Annotated in this window: 17 protein-coding genes and 1 riboswitch; of the genes, 4 read left to right on the top strand and 13 right to left on the bottom strand. The window is 68.8% G+C overall.

Annotated elements, in window-relative coordinates; all coding sequences use genetic code 11:
• Positions 1-5: 5 nt before the first annotated feature.
• The gene (locus AHIS1636_RS19720; RefSeq protein WP_264797571.1) at positions 6-266 is read right to left on the bottom strand and encodes a hypothetical protein; all 261 of its coding nucleotides are present in this window, start codon (positions 264-266) and stop codon (positions 6-8) included.
• 320 nt (positions 267-586) lie between these two features.
• Positions 587-886, bottom strand: a complete 300-nt coding sequence (locus tag AHIS1636_RS19715) for an acylphosphatase (protein WP_264797570.1) — start codon at positions 884-886, stop codon at positions 587-589.
• 215 nt (positions 887-1,101) lie between these two features.
• On the opposite strand from AHIS1636_RS19715, the gene AHIS1636_RS19710 reads away from it, so the two are divergent.
• Complete coding sequence (locus tag AHIS1636_RS19710) at positions 1,102-2,142, top strand: NAD(P)H-dependent flavin oxidoreductase (protein WP_264797569.1); 1,041 nt, start codon at positions 1,102-1,104, stop codon at positions 2,140-2,142.
• Here AHIS1636_RS19710 and AHIS1636_RS19705 read toward each other — a convergent pair.
• The 4 genes from AHIS1636_RS19705 to AHIS1636_RS19690 all read right to left on the bottom strand — a co-directional run bounded on the left by AHIS1636_RS19705 (position 2,139) and on the right by AHIS1636_RS19690 (position 4,440).
• Positions 2,139-2,381 (bottom strand): hypothetical protein, encoded by a 243-nt coding sequence (locus AHIS1636_RS19705; protein WP_264797568.1) that lies wholly within the window; start codon positions 2,379-2,381, stop codon positions 2,139-2,141. The two genes, AHIS1636_RS19710 and AHIS1636_RS19705, sit on opposite strands and share 4 nt — an antisense overlap.
• 354 nt (positions 2,382-2,735) lie before the next feature.
• Positions 2,736-3,548 (bottom strand): pullulanase X25 domain-containing protein, encoded by an 813-nt coding sequence (locus AHIS1636_RS19700; protein ID WP_264797567.1) that lies wholly within the window; start codon positions 3,546-3,548, stop codon positions 2,736-2,738.
• Between the two features lie 259 nt (positions 3,549-3,807).
• Positions 3,808-4,185, bottom strand: coding sequence for a VOC family protein (locus AHIS1636_RS19695; RefSeq protein ID WP_264797566.1), 378 nt, complete (start codon positions 4,183-4,185; stop codon positions 3,808-3,810).
• A 9-nt stretch (positions 4,186-4,194) separates the two neighbouring features.
• The gene (locus AHIS1636_RS19690) at positions 4,195-4,440 is read right to left on the bottom strand and encodes a hypothetical protein (RefSeq protein WP_264797565.1); all 246 of its coding nucleotides are present in this window, start codon (positions 4,438-4,440) and stop codon (positions 4,195-4,197) included.
• A 180-nt stretch (positions 4,441-4,620) separates the two neighbouring features.
• Between AHIS1636_RS19690 and AHIS1636_RS19685 the strand changes: the two genes are divergently transcribed.
• Positions 4,621-5,637 (top strand): magnesium and cobalt transport protein CorA, encoded by a 1,017-nt coding sequence (locus AHIS1636_RS19685; protein WP_264797564.1) that lies wholly within the window; start codon positions 4,621-4,623, stop codon positions 5,635-5,637.
• Between the two features lie 24 nt (positions 5,638-5,661).
• Here AHIS1636_RS19685 and AHIS1636_RS19680 read toward each other — a convergent pair whose 3' ends face one another.
• Positions 5,662-6,924, bottom strand: coding sequence for a pyridoxal phosphate-dependent aminotransferase (locus AHIS1636_RS19680; RefSeq protein ID WP_264797563.1), 1,263 nt, complete (start codon positions 6,922-6,924; stop codon positions 5,662-5,664).
• A gap of 183 nt (positions 6,925-7,107) precedes the next feature.
• Between AHIS1636_RS19680 and AHIS1636_RS19675 the strand changes: the two genes are divergently transcribed.
• The gene (locus AHIS1636_RS19675; protein WP_264797562.1) at positions 7,108-7,908 is read left to right on the top strand and encodes an SDR family oxidoreductase; all 801 of its coding nucleotides are present in this window, start codon (positions 7,108-7,110) and stop codon (positions 7,906-7,908) included.
• A 13-nt stretch (positions 7,909-7,921) separates the two neighbouring features.
• Here the strand turns inward: AHIS1636_RS19675 and AHIS1636_RS19670 are convergent, their stop codons facing one another.
• The 6 genes from AHIS1636_RS19670 to AHIS1636_RS19645 all read right to left on the bottom strand — a co-directional run bounded on the left by AHIS1636_RS19670 (position 7,922) and on the right by AHIS1636_RS19645 (position 14,075).
• The gene (locus AHIS1636_RS19670; protein ID WP_264797561.1) at positions 7,922-10,000 is read right to left on the bottom strand and encodes a xanthine dehydrogenase family protein molybdopterin-binding subunit; all 2,079 of its coding nucleotides are present in this window, start codon (positions 9,998-10,000) and stop codon (positions 7,922-7,924) included.
• Positions 9,997-11,010, bottom strand: a complete 1,014-nt coding sequence (locus AHIS1636_RS19665; protein WP_264797560.1) for an FAD binding domain-containing protein — start codon at positions 11,008-11,010, stop codon at positions 9,997-9,999. The genes AHIS1636_RS19670 and AHIS1636_RS19665 overlap by 4 nt, the downstream gene beginning before the upstream one ends.
• Positions 11,007-11,540 (bottom strand): (2Fe-2S)-binding protein, encoded by a 534-nt coding sequence (locus tag AHIS1636_RS19660; RefSeq protein ID WP_264797559.1) that lies wholly within the window; start codon positions 11,538-11,540, stop codon positions 11,007-11,009. The genes AHIS1636_RS19665 and AHIS1636_RS19660 overlap by 4 nt, the downstream gene beginning before the upstream one ends.
• A gap of 118 nt (positions 11,541-11,658) precedes the next feature.
• Positions 11,659-12,387, bottom strand: coding sequence for a GAF and ANTAR domain-containing protein (locus AHIS1636_RS19655; RefSeq protein ID WP_264797558.1), 729 nt, complete (start codon positions 12,385-12,387; stop codon positions 11,659-11,661).
• A gap of 45 nt (positions 12,388-12,432) precedes the next feature.
• Positions 12,433-13,500, bottom strand: a complete 1,068-nt coding sequence (locus AHIS1636_RS19650) for a YihY/virulence factor BrkB family protein (protein WP_264797557.1) — start codon at positions 13,498-13,500, stop codon at positions 12,433-12,435.
• 23 nt (positions 13,501-13,523) lie between these two features.
• Complete coding sequence (locus tag AHIS1636_RS19645; protein WP_264797556.1) at positions 13,524-14,075, bottom strand: flavin reductase family protein; 552 nt, start codon at positions 14,073-14,075, stop codon at positions 13,524-13,526.
• Between the two features lie 110 nt (positions 14,076-14,185).
• Positions 14,186-14,251: riboswitch (guanidine-III (ykkC-III) riboswitch) on the top strand.
• Between the two features lie 10 nt (positions 14,252-14,261).
• Between AHIS1636_RS19645 and AHIS1636_RS19640 the strand changes: the two genes are divergently transcribed.
• The gene (locus tag AHIS1636_RS19640) at positions 14,262-14,576 is read left to right on the top strand and encodes a DMT family transporter (RefSeq protein WP_264797555.1); all 315 of its coding nucleotides are present in this window, start codon (positions 14,262-14,264) and stop codon (positions 14,574-14,576) included.

The following is a 14,576-nucleotide window of genomic DNA, read 5'->3' as shown; positions in this document are numbered from 1 at the left end:
CCCGGTCAGGCCGGGAGCGGGGCGCCGCACGGCGGCGGAGCGGGAAGGTCCATTGCCGGTTTGGCGAGGGATTCCCGGCGGTCGAGTTCGATCCGGAGCTCTTCCAGCCGGAACTCGGTCTCGGGATTTGGTCCGCTGGCTCCTACGTACTCGCGCTCAATCTGGCGGTGCACCAGGCTGTTCAGGACATGGAGCCTGGCATCGGGCAGAGCCTGCACATCGGCAGGGAAGGGGTCTTCGGGGGATAGGAAGCTCTTGGCAGTCACTTCGGACGACCTTTCGCAAAGGGGGAATCAGGCGTCTGCTTCACCTGTAAGCATGCTTAGCACGCTTCGGGGCCAATCCCCAAGGGTTTGAAGGAAACTCCACGAAACTTGGCCCGAAAGCTTGAGCCTGCACCGGCGGGAAGACTAGGGTGCCTTCCCGCCGAAGAACCCTGCCGGACTACTCTGCCGGACAACCCAGCCGACTACCCCGCCGCAGAACGCGCCGGAGCCGCGCCTTCCGCGCGGGCATGGTCCGTTCCGCGTCGGGGGTGGGCAGACGCCGAACCATCCGATGTCAACTGGCGCCCGGCCGTCCGGTGTCAGCCGACGCCGAACTCGGTGAATTCGCCCGTGGCGCGGGAGTAGGAGGCGTCGAGCCGTTCGATCCTGCCCGGCGTGCGGCCGGATTCCAGCGCAAGCCGGAATTCCTCCACGGCTGCCTCCGGTCCTTCGGCCACGATCTTCACCGTGCCGTCCGGTTCATTCAGGGCGGCGCCGGTCAAACCCAGCCGTTCCGCCTGGTCCCTGGCCCAGTAGCGGAAGCCGACTCCCTGGACCCGGCCGAGGGCACGGGCAAGCAACCGGGTGCGGGACGCGGTTCCATCATTCTCAGCAGCCATGGCTCCAAACTAACGGTCAGGGCGGTACCGGGTCGAGGGGATCGGGCAGGGCGGTGGAATATGCGTGAAGGAGCGACGAAGGAGCGCCGAGGGAACCGGCCGGAAGAGCGGGTCGGAATATGCGGGCCCGGAGATGGAATCGGCGTGACCGGCAGGGAGGCCCCGTGACCGGCAGGAAGGCGCCGTGCCCGGGGGAGGGATAGTAGTCTTCGATCATGTGGAACGTAGCAGACCTGGCCATCCCGCTGATTGGCGCTCCCATGGCAGGCGGCCCGTCGACGCCCGAGCTGGCCGCAGCGGTGGGACGGGCAGGCGGACTGGGGTTCCTGGCCGGTGCGCTGAAACCGCCGGCCAAGCTGGACCAGGAGATCGCGCGGGTGCGGTCGCTGGATCGGGGGCCCTTCGGCGTCAACCTGTTCGTGCCCGCGTCGGGGGCCGGCACGCCCGGCAAGGACGACGTCGAGGCGCTTGAGGCCTATCGGCGGCGGCTGGCCGAGTACCTTGAACAGCCCGTTCCGGAGCCGGACTGGCAGGATACGGACCAGTACGCAGAGAAGGTCGACCTGCTGCTGAGGGTCCGGCCGGCGGTCGTGTCCTTCACCTTCGGCCTGCCGGACACCGGGACGGTGGAGGCGCTGCACGCTGTGGACACCGCCGTCGTTGTCATGGTCACCGATGAGGCGGATGCCAAGGCGGCCGCGGCGGTCGGAGCTGACGCCCTGGTCGTCCAGTCCACCGAAGCGGGCGGGCACCGCTCGACGTTCAGCGTGGCCGCGGATCCGAATGACCTGACGCTGGCCGAACTGCTGCCGCGCGTGCGCGAGGAGGTCGATCTGCCGCTGATCGCGGCCGGCGGGATCGGCAAGCCCAGCCATGTTCGCACTGCGCTGGAGTTGGGAGCGTCCGCCGTGCAGGTCGGAACCGCGCTGCTGCGCTCGCCGGAATCCGGTGCGGCGCCGTTCTACAAGGACGCACTGCACAGCCTGCGCGGCGCCGGGACCGTGCTGACCCGGGCGTTCTCGGGCCGGGTGGCGCGCGGCGTGGACAATGACTTCATCCAGCGCTTCACGGGCTTTGCCCCGGCGGTGTACCCGCAGGTCAACCAGGTGACCCGCCCGGTCCGTGCCGCGGCGGCGGCAGCCCAGGATGCCCAACTGATGTCCCTGTGGGCCGGCGTCGGCTACCGGGAAGCCGAAGCCGAACCGGCGGGAGACATTGTCAGGAAGCTGGCAGGGGAGAAGGCCGCTCGGGCCTAGCCCTGCTCGGGGACCCGCCAGATGGAGTAGTCGGATGCGCTGACGGCCCGGCGGCGTCCGCCGGCCTCGTCGCGGATCCAGACCAGGCCGACCCCGGGGGCCGTGCGGACGACCTGGCCGCGGTACTGGACGTCGTTGTGAAAGCGGGCTTCCACCGCATCGCCGCGGCGCAGCGCGCCCAGGTTGCGGATGCGGGTAGGTGTGAGGCTGACCAGGGGATTGCGGGCTGCGGCTGTCAAAGGGGTACCTCCTGTGTCTGGCGGAAAGGGTCATCGGGCCGGTAGGCCGCTTGAAGCGGATGCCGCGGACTGCGGGAACCCGGCAGGAAGGGCGCGGATGACATCCGTGCGCCGAGGCTTCCACCGGAGAGATTCCTGCTGCGCATAAGAACCGGGCTTCAGTTATGTCAACCGGAGGGCCGGCAGGTTTATTCCCCGGGCTGCAAATTTATCCGGACAGGGCAAGCCGGAGAGGACGAGGCGACCGGAACTGCCGGAGGGCGGCCTTCATGATGAAGACCGCCCTCCGGCGCGCTGTGGGTTCGGCCGCGGGATGGCGCGGGCCGAACCGGGCAGCTTTCGTAGATGTTCGCTTTAGTGGACGCTGACGTCTTTGGTGCGGTGGTCGTAGTGGAACCGGACCGGGCCGCCGGCGTGGTGGATTTCGTGGTTGGCGCCGTCACGCTGGCCGTACGCTCCGTAGTTCTCGTCCCAGGAGCGGTTGATGGCCGCCTTGTAGGCGTAGGAGCCGGCGGGGAGGTCCACTTCGAGCTTCCAGAGCTGGTCCGACGGGTCGAGCCGCATCTGCACCTGCTCGACCTCAGGCTGCCAGTCGGAGGCGCCAAGCACGGCGGCGAAGTTTCCGGCGAGGGCGACGGCGTCCGGCTGGGGGAACGACGGGGCGGCTTCCTGTGCCGGAACCTCGGCGGGAGCCGGGGCGGCTTCGGGGGCAGCTTCGGTGACCACGGGCGGGGCGGACGCGGAGGCGGCAGCGACCTTGGGTGCATCGGCCGGGCGCTTCGGCTGCTGTGCAGCGTTTGCCGCGGCCCGGGGCTTGCGTGCCTTGGCCTCGGCGGGGAGCGGCGGCACCGGCGCGCCGGAAGCGAGGGCTGCGGCCAGCGATGCGCCGTCCGGGAAGGCAGCCGATGCGGCCAAACCTTCCTGGGTGATCTTCCAACCGCCGCGGCCCTTGGTGATCCAGCCCGCCTTGACGAGCTTCGAGGTCGCCGTCGTCAGTGCTTTGTGCCCCCGGGGAATGCCGCCCGAGAGCAGTTCGCCCTCGCGCTCGTCGAACGGGTAGGCAGTGATGGCCTCCGCGAGTACGGCGCTGCCGCCGGCGGTGGTTCCCTCTTGGTGGGCCTTGGCCAGGCCATCGAGTACTGCCTTCAGACGGTTGTCAATGCTCATGCGTCATTCCCCAACATGCGTATCTTGGTTACTCGTACAGATCCAGTTTCCTCGCCGCAGTGTGAACAGCGCAGGCTCTGCCAAGTAAACACTGCATGTCGGGGAGGGTCCAGCATTTACGAAATATGGCGCGATGTGTCGGTCTCCGCACCCGCAGGCTTGCCTGACGCGGTGCGAAGGGCCGGCCGGCGCCGTCGTGCTCGCGGAAACGGCCGCCCGGAATCGCTCAGAACCGCAGCCCGTTGCCGCCGTCGGGCGTCTAGAAACTGGCGCGGGAGGGCAGCTGCTGCAGCGCCCAGGTGTTGCCGTCCGGGTCGCTGAAGTATACGAACCGGCCCCACGGCTGGACATCCACTTCGCTGGCGTCGACGCCCCGGCTGAGGAGTTCCTCGCGGGCCGCCGCGGCATCGTCGACCACGATCTGCAGCCCTTTCTGGGAGCCGGGCGCCATTTCGGTGATGCCGGTGCCCAGCACGATCGAGCAGGCCGATCCCTTGGGCGTGAGCTGGACAAAGCGCAGCTGGGGACTGACCTGGTGGTCGTGGTCGGCGTTGAACCCGACCTGGTCTACGTAGAAGTGCTTGGCGCGGTCAACGTCCGACACCGGCACGGGGACAAGCTCGAGTTTCCAGTCCATGCGGACACGCTAGACCCTCTGTCCTCCGACCGGAAGGGGACCCTCGTCCTCCAGCGCATCGCAGGACCAGACTTCGTAGCCCTCGGCCTTCTCGAACAGCTGCCGGGGCACGGCTCCGTCGTTCGCGAGCCAGAGCAGCTCGGCGTCGAGCGAAACCGCGTCCACCCGGCCCGTCCGCAGGTGCCGGCCCTTCCGGCGAATCTCCACTAGGGTGCCGGGCATCAGGTCCCAGTTGTCGAGGCGGGACTGCGTCATGGTTCCTCCACGGGATCACGGGATCGGGAATTCGGACAGGATCCCAGCATGTCCCACGCGCCGGAACGGCACCATTGCAGGCGCTGGAAGTTCACGGAGAATTTACGCACCGTCCGGCAAAGGGGCAGTTGGTAGATTGGCTGTGGTCCGGCGCAGGCAGGCCGGCGGAAAGGACTGCAGATGTCGTTGGTGGACAACGCCGTGTACGTGGACGGACAACGGGTAGCCAGCCCCGGCAGCCTGGACGAGACGTTCATGACGATGCGGACGACCGGCGGGATGGCATGGATCGGGCTGTACCGTCCCGACCCGGCCGACGTGCGGGCGGTGGCGCAGGAGTTCGACCTGAACGACCTCGCCGTGGAGGACGCGCTGAGCGGCCACCAGCGGTCCAAGCTGGAGCGGTACGGCGGAACGCTGTTCATGGTGCTGCGGCCCGCACGCTACCTCGACGACGTCGAAAAGGTGGAGTTCGGCGAGCTGCACGTCTTCGTGGGGCCGGACTTCGTGGTGACGGTCCGCCATGCGGAGTCGCCCAACCTGGCCAAGGCTCGCCGGCGGATGGAGCGCAAGCCGGAGCTGCTGGCCAAGGGGCCGCAAGCCGTCCTCTACGCGATCGTGGACCAGGTCGTGGATGAATACGCCCCGGTCGTCGCCGGGCTGGAGAACGACATCGACGAGATCGAGGACGACCTCTTCGGCGGCAGCCCGGACGTCTCGCGCCGGATCTACGAGCTGCACCGGGAGGTGATCGAGTTCCAGCGGGCGACTCAGCCGCTGGACGAGATTCTGGCGACGCTGGAGCGCGGGGCCGAGAAGTACGGGCTGGACGTCGACCTGCGGGAGCGGCTGCGGGACGTCCACGACCACGTCTTCCGGGTGGTGGACCGGGCCAACGCGTTCCGGTCGTTGCTGCAGAACGCGCTGAGCGTGCACTCCACACTGGTGGGGCAGCGCCAGAACGAGGAGATGCAGCGGCTGACCGAGACGAGCCTGGCGCAGAACGAGGAGGTCAAGCGGATCTCGTCCTGGGCCGCCATATTGTTCGCGCCGACGCTGGTGGGCGCCGTGTACGGCATGAACTTCGACCACATGCCGGAGCTGGACTGGCTTTGGGGCTATCCGTTCGCCCTGGCGCTCATGGTTGGCATCGGCGCGGCGTTGTACGGAGCCTTCAAATGGAAGAAATGGCTCTGATCTTCCGGCAACGACGACGGTAGGTCAGGGCGCCGGGATGCCCGAGGCTCCGGCCAGGGCCTGGGCTTCGGCCTTCCGCCGGTAGACGCCCAGGAAGGACGAGATCCGCCGGACGGCCTCTTCGATCTCGGCGACGGACGGCAGGATGACGAAGCGGAAGTGGTCCGGTGCCGGCCAGTGGAAGGCGGTGCCGTGCGAGACGAGGATCTTCTGGTCTTCCAGCAGGTCGAGCACGAACTGCTCGTCGTTGGTGAAGGGGTAGACTGCCGGATCCAGCTTCGGGAAGAGGTACATGGCGCCGGCCGCCGGGACGCAGCTGACGCCGGGGATCTCGTTGAGCAGCTTGCAGGCCAGGTCGCGCTGTTCGCGCAGCCGGCCGCCGGGCTTCACGAGGTCCCCGATGCTCTGGTAGCCGCCGAGCGAGGTCTGGATGGCGTGCTGGGCCGGGACGTTGGCGCAGAGCCGCAGGGAGGCCAGCAGTTCGAGTGATTCGCGGTACGCGGCGGTGGCGGCGCGCGGACCGCTGACGGCGACCCAGCCGGCGCGGTAGCCGGGCATGCGGTAGGCCTTGGACAGCCCGGAGAAGGTCAGGACCGGGAGGTCTTCGGCGACGGCCGCGGTGTGGATATGGACGGCGTCGTCGTAGGTGATCTTCTCGTAGATCTCGTCCGAGAAGAGGACCAGGTCGTGGCGGCGCGCGAGTTCCGCGAACTGTTCGATGATGTGCCGCGGGTAGACGGCCCCGGTCGGGTTGTTCGGGTTGATCAGCACGATGGCCCTGGTCTGCTGGGTGATCTTGGCTTCGACGTCCGCCATGTCCGGCCACCAGTTGTTGGTCTCGTCGCAGAGGTAGTGCACGGCCGTGCCTCCGCTGAGCGTGACCGAGGCGGTCCACAGCGGGTAGTCGGGGGCCGGGATGAGCACCTCGTCGCCGTTCTCGAGGAAGGCCTGGAGGGTCATCGAGATGAGTTCCGAGACGCCGTTGCCGATGAAGATGTCCTCCACGCCGATCTGCATCAGGCCCTTGGTCTGGTAGTACTGGGAGATCGCGGTGCGGGCCGAGAATATGCCTTTGGAGTCGCAGTAGCCCTGGGAATCGCGCAGATGGTGGATCATGTCCACGACGATCGATTCCGGGGCCTCCAGCCCGAAGGGCGCGGGATCGCCCAGGTTCATCCGCAGGATGCGCTGCCCCTCCGCCTCCATCTTCTTCGCCGCGTGCAGGATGGGGCCGCGAAGTTCGTAGCGGACGTTCTGGAGTTTGCTGGAGTGCTGCATGGGACGCATGGTCCATTTTTTCACAACCTCCGCCTCCCGTTCATGTGGTGTTCATCATGCGGGCGCGCCCTGCAGGCTCGGACGGACCTGCCAGGACGGACCTGGGCAGAACGGACCTGGCCCAGGCGCTGGCGGCGCCGGAGGCCCTCGGCCACAATGGCAGGCAGGACCTAAGCAGACGGGAGAACTGCTGTGAGCACCTTTGCGCCGAAGACCGCGATCGTGACCGGATCGGACTCCGGGATCGGCCGCGCCACCGCCGTCGCGCTCGCGGAGGCCGGCATGGATGTCGGCATCACCTGGCATGAGGACAAGGCCGGCGCGGAGCAGACAGCCGGCGAGGTCCGGTCCCTGGGCCGCCGCGCGGTGACGGCCCGGCTGGACCTCACCGAGCTGCCCGGGTGCGGCGAAGTGATCGATGCTCTCGCCCGGGACCTGGGCGGGCTGGACGTGTTCGTCAACAACTCGGGCACTGGCGCGAGCCGGAAGTTCCTCGACACCAGCTACGAGACCTGGCGGGAGGTCGTCGCCACCGACCTGGACGGGGCGTTCGTGTGCCTGCAGCGTGCGGCTCGGATCATGCTCCAGCAGGGCTCCGGGGGCCGGCTCATCGCGGTCACCAGCGTCCATGAGCATCAGCCCCGGGTCGGATCGGCGGCCTACGACGCGGCGAAGCACGGCCTGGGCGGCCTGGTGAAGACCATCGCCCTCGAGCTTGCCGAGCACGGGATCACTGCCAACACGGTGGCGCCCGGCGAAATCGCGACTCCGATGACCGGCCAGACGGACCTGGACCCGCGGACCGTTTCGCGACCTGGAATTCCGCTCGGCCGGCCGGGCGACGCGCGGGAAGTCGCCGCCGTCGTCGCGTTCCTGGCCTCCCCGGCCTCGGCCTATGTCACGGGCGCGTCCTGGGCGGTGGACGGCGGCATGCTGCAGATGGGCCCGCAGGCCGGCAGCCACATCACGGGCGAGGAGTGGCGGAGCGTCTGAGGCCCGCTTCTGCTCAGAGGAACTTGTCCGGTGTCAGCGGCAGGTCCCGCACCCGGACGCCGGTGGCGTGGTAGGCGGCGTTCGCGATGGCCGCGGCGGCTCCGACGATTCCGATCTCGCCGATCCCGCGGGCGCCCAGCGGGCCCGCATGTTCATCCACCTCGTCGAGCCAGATGGCGTCCATGTCCAGCACGTCCGCGTTGGCCGGGATGTGGTACTCCGCGAAGTCGTGGTTGACGATGATGCCGAACCGCGGGTCCATGACACTGTGCTCGTGCAGGGCCATGCCGAGCCCCATGGTCATGCCGCCGAGGAACTGCGAGCGAGCCGTTCGCGGGTTGACGATCCGGCCCGCGGAGAACACGCCGAGCATGCGGGACACCCGGATTTCGCCGGTGAAGCGGTGGACCTTCACCTCGGCGAACTGGGCGCCGAAGGAATGCATGGCGTACTCGTCGGCGGCGGGATTCTTCGGGGCCGCCGCCTCCAGCTCGTCGCCATCCTCCGGCTCCGTGCCGTACTTGGTCAGGAAGGTCTCGCCCGCTTCGGCGATCGCCGTGCCCCAGCTGGCCAGGCCGGTGGATCCGCCGGCAATGCTGGCCTTGGGCAGGGCCGTATCCCCGATCTCCAGCCGGACGTCCCCGACCCCTACCCCCAGGGCGTCCGCCGCCACCTGCGTCAGCACCGTCCAGGTCCCGGTGCCCAGGTCCGCCGCCCCGATCGAGACGTTGAACAGCCCGTCCGCGAAGCGGATGCGGGCCACCGAACCGGGCTGGCTGCGCGCTGGATAGGTGGAACTCGCCACGCCGGTCCCGGCCAGCCAGTCGCCGTCGAGCCTCACGCGCGGACGGTGGTCGCGCTGCTCCCAGCCGAACCGCCGGGCGCCCTCGCGCAGGCACGCGACGAGGTGCCGGTTGGCGAACGGCCGGCCGCTTTCCGGATCGATGTGCGGTTCGTTGCGGACGCGGACCTCGATCGGGTCCACGCCGCAGGCCTCGGCCAGCTCGTCCATGGCCACCTCGGGGCCGAACATGCCCGGGCATTCACCGGGCGCGCGCATCCAGGACGGAACGGGCACGTCCAGCCGTGCGAGCCGGTGCGTCGTCCTGCGGTTCTCCGCGGCGTACATCATGCGCGTCGGCACCGCGGTCTGTTCCGCGAACTCCTTGATTTTCGAGGTCTGTTCGACGACGTCGTGGACGATGGCGGTGAGCCGGCCTTCGCGGTCGGCCCCCAGCCGGACCCGCTGGATGGTCGGGGTGCGGTAGCCGGCGACCGAGAAGAGCTGCTGCCGGGTCAGCGCGAGCTTGACCGGCCGCCCGCCGCTCAGCTGTGCCGCCATGGCCACGAGGATGACGTGCGAGTGGGGCAGGCCCTTGGAGCCGAACCCGCCGCCCACATGCGGGCTGGTGACGTGGATCCGCTCGATGGGCAGGCCGAAGACCGGCGCGAGCGCCCGCCGCACCTGGTGGACGCCCTGGGTGGAGTCGTAGAGCACCAGCCCGTTGTCCGTCCACTGCGCCACCGTGGTGTGCGGTTCCATCGGATTGTTGTGTTCGGCCGGCGTGGTGTAGGTGCGGTCAATAACGACGGCGGCGCCCGCCAGGGCAGCATCGGGATCCCCCTGGACGGTGTCGGTCGGGAACCCGGCATTGACCTGGTCCGGCGCGTCGAGGTCGTCCCGGTCGGCGCTGAGCCGGGCGTCGTGGGCCTCCTGGTCGTAGGTGACGGTGACGAGGGCTGCTGCCTCGCGGGCGGTTTCCGGGGTCTCGGCGATGACGCCGCCGATGAACTGGCCGCGGAACCCCACGGCGTCGTCCTGCAGGATCGCCAGCTCGCCGTCCGAGGTGTCTTCCAGCCGCAGCGCATTGTGGCGGGTCAGGACGGCGATGACGCCGTCCAGGGCTTCGGCCGCGGAGGTATCGATGCCGGTGACGCGGCCCAGCGCGATGGTCGACTGGACCGGATGCAGGTAGGCCGGGCGCTCGACGGGTTGTTCCCAGGCATAGGGGGCCGTTCCGGTCACCTTTGCTACGCCGTCGAGCCGCTCGATGCTGCTGCCCATGGCCCGGGCTTCCAAGGGGGCGGTCATGAGTACTCCCGGGTGAGTTCGTGCAGCACGGAAATCATGGTGTTGCGGACCATCGGCACCTTGAAGGCGTTGTCTCCCACGGGGGCGGCGCGTTCCAGCTCGGCGTCGGCGGCCGCCCGGAAGTTCTCGTGCGTGGCCTGGACCCCGCGGAGGGTTTCCTCGGCGAGGGTTGCGCGCCAGGGCTTGTGGGCGACTCCGCCCAAGGCAATCCGTACCTGGCGGATGACAGGCACCTCTCCCGGGGCGCCGCCGTCGTCCTCCAGCTCCACCGCGCCGGCGACGGAAACAAGTGCGAAGGCGTAGGAAGCGCGGTCCCGGACCTTGCGGTAGGCCGAGCGCTCCGCCCACGGCAGGCCGGGCAGCCGGACTGCGGTGATCAGGTCCCCGTGCTCCAGGACCGTGTCCAGGTCCGGGCGGCTGTCCGGCAGGCGGTGCAGGTCCGTCAGCGCCATGCTCCGCTCGCCGGAGGGGCCCTGGACGACGACGGTGGCGTCCAGCGCCGCGAGGGCGACGGCTATGTCCGACGGATGCACGGCGATGCAGTCATCCGACGCGCCGAGGATGGCGTGGTAGCGCGAGTAGCCCTCCAGCGCCGAGCAGCCGGAGCCGGGCGCGCGCTTGTTGCAGGGCGTGGTGACATCCTGGAAGTAGACGCAGCGCGTGCGCTGGAGGAGGTTGCCGCCGGTGGTGGCGAGGTTGCGCAGCTGGCCGGAGGCCCCGGAAAGCAGGGCCTGGGAAAGTACGGGGTAGCGGCTGCGGATGAGCGGATGGGCGGCGAGGTCGCTGTTGCGCACGTTGGCGCCGATGCTCACGCCGCCGTCCTGCGTCTCCGCGACCTCATCCAGCGGAAGCGAAGTGATGTCCACCAGCAGGCGAGGCTCGGCGATGCCCAGCTTCATGTGGTCGACGAGGTTTGTCCCGCCGGCAAGGTAGGCGGCCTCGGGATTGCCGGCGACGTCGGCGATGGCGCTCTCGGGTGCAACGGCGCGCCGGTAGTCGAACGGCTTCATGCGCCCGATCCCCCGGCGGCTGCCTGCCGGACGGCGGCGACGATGTTGACGTACGCGCCGCAGCGGCAGAGGTTGCCGCTCATTCGCTCGCGGATCTCCTCGTCATCGAGGTCCGCGGCTGCCGGGGAGTCCTCGGGCCGGAAGCCTTCCGTGACGTAGCTCGGCTGGGCGGCGTCCGCCTCGGCGAGCATGCCAACGGCGGAGCAGACCTGTCCCGGAGTGCAGTACCCGCATTGGAAGGCGTCCTGGTCGAGGAAGGCCTGCTGGACCGGGTGCAGGTTTCCGCCCTCGGCGAGGCCTGCGGCGGTGACCACCTCCGCGCCGTCCTGGGCGACCGCGAAGACGAGGCATGAGTTGACCCGGCGGCCGTTGAGCAGCACCGTGCAGGCCCCGCACTGTCCGTGGTCGCAGCCCTTCTTCGGCGAGTAGACGCCGAGCCGGTCGCGCAGCGCATCGAGCAGGGTGGTCCGGGTGTCGATGGTGAGCGCGCGGCGGCTGCCGTCGACGTGCAGGATGATTTCGGCTTCCATCGGCTCTCTCCCTGGGCTGGCGCCATGTGCCTGCAACCTATCCCACGGCCGGAGGGCGGACAACCCTTCCGCCGGTATTGCCGGCAGCACCGCGGGTGAGCCGCGGGTTGGCCGCCGGTCAGTCGTCGAAGTGGGTGCTCGCAGGACTCCCGAGGCTGGCGACGATCCCGGCGGCGACGTCCCGGAGCTTGATATTCCGGCTGCTGGACGCGGACTTGAGGATGTTGAAGGCCTCCTCCTGGCTGCAGCGGTTCTGGCCCATGATGATGCCGACGGCCAGGTCGATCGTGGTCCGCGATTCCATGGCCGCCTTCAAATGGGACGCGGTGTCGGCGTGTTCGGCCACCCGCAGGGCCAGCTGCAGGGCCCGCGAGGCCTGGTGCCCGTACCCCTCGGCCACCCGGGCCGTTTCTCCGGTGAAGGCCCCGGGCTGCGCGGCGTAGAAGTTCAGGGCGGCGCCGCCGCCGGCCTCGAGCAGGAGCGGCACGCCCATCATGGAGTAGTAGCCGTGCTTGGCGACCGCGGAGAAGTATTCCGGCCAGCGGTCGTCGGTCCGAACGTCCTGCACGATGGTCGTCGTCCCCGTGGCGATGGCCGCCAGGCACGGGCCCTCCCCGAAGCCGTGCTGGATTTCGTCCAGCTGGCGCGCGGTGGGATCGCTGTGGGCCACGGTGGTGGAGCGCTTGTGCCGCTTGAGGGTCACGCCGCAATGGATGTCGGCCTTGTCGCCGAGGATGCGCGTGGAATAGACGGACAGCTCGTCGAGGAAGCGGTCCACGTCTTCGTTGTGGAGGATCATGTCCTGCAGTGCTTCGGCCACCGAGGCCGCGTTGACTTGCTCGCTCATCTGCCAAGTCTAGGACGGCGGTGCCGCGGGCGGGGAGCCTGCGGGCTAGTCGTTCCGGTGTTCCGGATAGGCGTGCGAGGTCCGCAGGTCGCGGCCGTCATTAACGAGGCCGAGGGCCTTTTCGCTGAGCTTCCGGCTGTGCTTGGTGTCGCGCGGCGGGAGCTGGAGCTTCTCCTCGGCCTTGATGCCGGCCTGCAGTTCCCGGCCGCGCTCGATCTCGGCATCGAGCTCCCCGCCGAGCAGGAGCACGACGTTCATGATCCAGATCCACAGCAGCAGCACGATCACGCCGCCGATGGCGCCGTAGGTGGCGTTGTAGTTGCCGAAGTTGCCTACGTAGAAGCCGAAACCGGCGGTGGCCAGGCCCATGGTGACGATGGCGACGACGGCCCCGATGCTCAGCCAGCGGAATTTGGGCTGCTTGATGTTCGGGGTGGCGTAGTAGAGCAGGGCGATCATGAAGACCACCAGCAGGATGAGGATCGGCCATCGGATGATGTTCCAGACCATGAGCGCCGTTTCGCCGAGGCCGATCATGTCGCCGAGGGCCTGGGCGAATCCGCCCGACAGGATGAGGAGCAGCATCATGATCACGACGACGGTCACGAGCGCGAGGGTGACGCCCAGCATGACCGGATAGAGCTTCCAGACCGGGCGGCCCTCTTCGACGTCGTACATGGTGTTCATGGCCCGGCCGAAGGCGCGGACGTAGCCGGAGGCGGTCCAGATGGCGCCGATGATACCGACGGCCAGCGCGAGCCCGGCTGTGTTGGAGGTGGTCAGCTGGTTGATCGGCCCTTCGATCAGGGCGAGCGCGTCCGCCGGGGCGCCGAGCTGTTCGAGCAGGCTGATGATCGTCCGGGTGGTGGCCTCGCCCTGGCCGAAGATTCCCAGGATGGAGACCACGGCAAGCAGCCCGGGGAAAATCGAGAGCACGGCGTAGTAGGTCATGCCGGCGGCGAGGTCGGTGCACTTGTCCGCCGTGAACTCGTTCAGGGTGCGTTTGAAGATATAGCCCCAGGAGCGCTTCGAGATGTCCGTGGGCGAATCGGGCTTGCGGTCGCTGTCGGGCGCGGGCCGGTTTTCCTGCTCCAGGCTTCGGTCGATAGTCATGGGTACCTGTTCCTGTCCTTGGGTCAGCGGTTGAGCCGGTGGTAGGCGGATCCGAAATGGACCAGCGGGTCGAGGACGTCCCGTCCCGTTGCCAGGGTGCCCATGGCCCGGACTTCCCCCACGACGAGGAGATGGGTGGCGGCCGGATGGGTGGCGACGGTTTCCAGTTCGAAAAAGGCGAGCGCGTTGTCGATGATCGGCGCGGAAGAGACCTCCCCGCGGCGGAAGGGAACCTGGGTCATCAGCCCCTCCAGCGGCGTACCCGGGCTGGCGAGCCAATTGGCGATGCCCTGCTGGCTGCCGGTCAGCAGGCTCAGGGTCCAGTAGCGGCTGGCGGAGACGGCCTCGCCGATCCGCGACTCGCCGTAGAGGCTCACGAGCATGGTCGGCGGATCGTAGGAGACCGGCAGCCAGCCGGTGACGGTGGCGGCGTAGTCACGGCCCCGGACGGAGGTGGCGACGACGGCGACGCCGGCCGCCGCGTTGGCGCCCAGGGTGCGGTAGAGGTCGATGTCTTCCTCGCTGGGCGCGCCGGGCTGCAGGCGGTGGGTGGCCGGCGCTTGCGCGATCTCCATGGCTACATCGTGCCACGCAGCGCCACCGAACGGACCGGACCCGGGCGAATCCTTTGGTGCGCTCGGCCACCAAAGTCCCGCTCCGCCGTCGTACTTTGCTATCTTCGTTGGCAAGGCCCCGATCCGGGGCCTCCGGACGAGGGATCAGTACCCGGCACGCGACAAGACTGGCCATGAGGTTATTCGATGGAATGGATAATTCTGGTCCTGTCGGGCGTGCTTGAGGCGGTGTGGGCGACGGCGTTGGGCCGCTCCCGGAACTTCCGCCGGCTCTGGCCGACGGTCATTTTCTTTGCCGCAATGTCCGCGAGCCTGGCCGGACTGGCGTTTGCGATGACGGCGATCCCGGTCGGAACCGCGTACGCCGTGTGGGTCGGCATCGGTGCCGTGCTGACCGCGGCCTATGCGATGGTCTTCGGCAGTGAACGGGCCGGCTTCGCGAAGGTGCTGCTGCTCCTGGGCATCATCGGCTGCGTCGTCGGCCTGAAGGCCGTGGGGTAG

Origin of the sequence: Arthrobacter mangrovi, from assembly GCF_026011795.1 — a bacterium.
Taxonomy (GTDB): Bacteria; Actinomycetota; Actinomycetes; order Actinomycetales; family Micrococcaceae; genus Crystallibacter; species Crystallibacter mangrovi.
The sequence above is the reverse complement of the archived record's forward strand: the minus strand, read 5'-3'. Positions and strand labels throughout refer to the sequence as shown.